The organism is Roseomonas sp. E05 (assembly GCF_030063475.1).
Classification (GTDB): Bacteria; Pseudomonadota; Alphaproteobacteria; order Acetobacterales; family Acetobacteraceae; genus Pseudoroseomonas.
Genome location: NZ_JASIRT010000084.1, coordinates 1 through 2,001 on the forward strand (window position 1 = coordinate 1; position 2,001 = coordinate 2,001).

Below are 2,001 nucleotides of genomic sequence, written 5' to 3' on the forward strand. Positions count from 1 at the left end.
TGGCCGAGCCCCTCAAAGCGCGGCGCAAGCTCGCCCGTGACAAGCCGGAAAAGCCGGAAGGCCGCGCCGGACCAGAGGACATCGCCCAGCCGCGCCTCATCGCTGAGGCCGCAAAGGAGATCTCACAACCAGACAGAATTCCAGCGACCGCATGTTACTGACGCCGTCATATCCGGTCCGCTCGCCGCTTTCGGGCGAGGAGCACAGGCTCCGGCTATCCAAAATGGTAGCACTGGCTTGGGCTTTACGGGCCGCGGCCAGTCGCAGCGCCAGCGCTCGCTCTTCATCCGACACATCGGACGGGGTCCATCTCGCGGGCGCTCATGTACCGCCGTCTGATCGTTACTCGACCACAGGCCCGTGGAAGCCTCTGGAGGCATCCATTTGCTAATACTTTCTTAATAGATCAGCATTTTGCGCCGCAAATTATCTTCATTTCATTCGGTTGTAGGTTTCTCCTATCTACAACCCAGGCGGGGCGCTCGACAGATACTCGCCTCGTTCTCCCCTAGCGCAGAAAGCGACAGTCATGGCGAGCTTCTACGGCACCGCGAAAAACGACGTCTTCCGGTTCTCGTCCCATACGGCTGCCGACACGATCTATGGTGACGGGCTGGAGGACCATCTCGGCACGCCGGGTAACAACCGCATCCAGGCGGGCTCCGGCGGCGACACCATCTATGCCGGCTATGGCCAGGATACCGTCTTCGGCGGCGCGGGCGATGACCTGATCATGGGCTATGGCGCCGGCGGCCTGTCGTCCGGCAATGTGGATGGGCTGGCTTCGCAGGATGGTGCCGATCGCCTCCATGGCGGCGCCGGGCAGGACGTGATCCAGGGTGGCGGCGGCGGCGACATCATCTTCGGCGACGACGGAGACGACTGGCTGTATGGCGGGAGCGGCAACGATACCCTCTCCGGCGGGACCGGCAACGACGTGATCGAGAGTGGCCGCGGGGCCGATACCATGAGCGGCGGCGCCGGCCGGGACATCTTTGTCTTCGGCTATGGCTACCTGTCCGAGTTTGGCGGCGACGCCAATGAGGGGCGCGACACCCTTCTCGATTTCCGTCCGGGCGTCGACCGCATCGATCTGAGCGGCTATGCGGTGAATGCGGATGGCGTGCAGACGACCGCCACGACGGATGGCCTCCTGCTCACCTTCAACGCCATCTACGAGACGGGCGAGATCAAGCTCGTGGGCGTTCATCAGCTTCAGGCCGGCGACATCGTTTTCGCCTGAGCGCCATCTTGAAGATGGCCCGCCATGCCAGGATCGATGTCTCGCTCCAGACAAGCAGCATCTGCATCGTTGATGGCGCGGAAGTCGTGCTGCGGGGGTGGAGGGCGGAGAGCAAGCCAGAGGCGCTCGCGACGGCCCTGATGAGGGCTGTCCTGGAGTTCAGCCGCATGGCCTGCAGGCAGGACCCATGTTGCAGCCTCACTCCCGCATGGCTCACGCCGCCGGTTCGCGCGACGGGCAGCGTCTACTCCAGGAGGCCCAGAAGGTCGGCGAGGGTCAGTGCCGCTTCGATGTCGGCGAAGATCTCGCAGGCGCGGTCCGTGATGGCTTGCTGATCATCGGACCCGGCGGCGGCATGGCCCTGCATCAGCCGGTCGAGGCGTTGGTAGGCCGTGGTGATGAAGTTATCGATCGCGGCGGTAGAGGGATTCATTTCGGCGGAACCTTCGGTCGTCACCGTCGTGTATCCCGCGCCGGTGTATGTGACATGATTGCGGCGGCTTCTGCCGTCCTTCTGTCCAGCCTTGGCGTCTGACCCATCGCGTGGTGTTGGGTGAGACAGACCTCGAGGTCAGTTCGCGGAGCGGCGAAGGGGCGGAGGATGACTCCCCCGCCCCTTCCCTGCCCCCCAGGCAAGCCTCAGGCGAAGAGATAGTCGGTGGTGGCGAGGCTGGTGACGCCGTGGAGGGTGAGGTGGTCGGTGGAGCCATCGGCGGCGTGGATGGCGAAGAGGTTGCCCTGCTCGTGGGTGATGGTGG

The 2,001-nt window shown here is 64.3% G+C and carries 2 protein-coding genes; one reads left to right on the forward strand and one right to left on the reverse strand.

Annotation, left to right across the window (positions count from 1 at the left end):
* The first annotated feature begins 529 nt into the window (after positions 1-529).
* Entirely contained in the window at positions 530-1,243 is a 714-nt protein-coding gene (locus tag QMO56_RS26720; RefSeq protein WP_283530681.1) for a calcium-binding protein, read from the forward strand.
* A 244-nt stretch (positions 1,244-1,487) separates the two neighbouring features.
* On the opposite strand, the gene QMO56_RS26725 is transcribed toward QMO56_RS26720, so the two are convergent.
* Positions 1,488-1,700 carry a hypothetical protein gene (locus QMO56_RS26725; protein ID WP_283530683.1) on the reverse strand — a complete coding sequence of 71 codons (213 nt, stop codon included), beginning with the start codon at positions 1,698-1,700 and terminating at the stop codon, positions 1,488-1,490.
* Positions 1,701-2,001: the final 301 nt, after the last annotated feature.

Excerpts from the sequence above, each read along its gene's own strand:
- QMO56_RS26720 (WP_283530681.1), top strand. The coding sequence starts at position 530 with ATGGCGAGCTTCTACGGCACCGCGAAAAACGACGTCTTCCGGTTCTCG.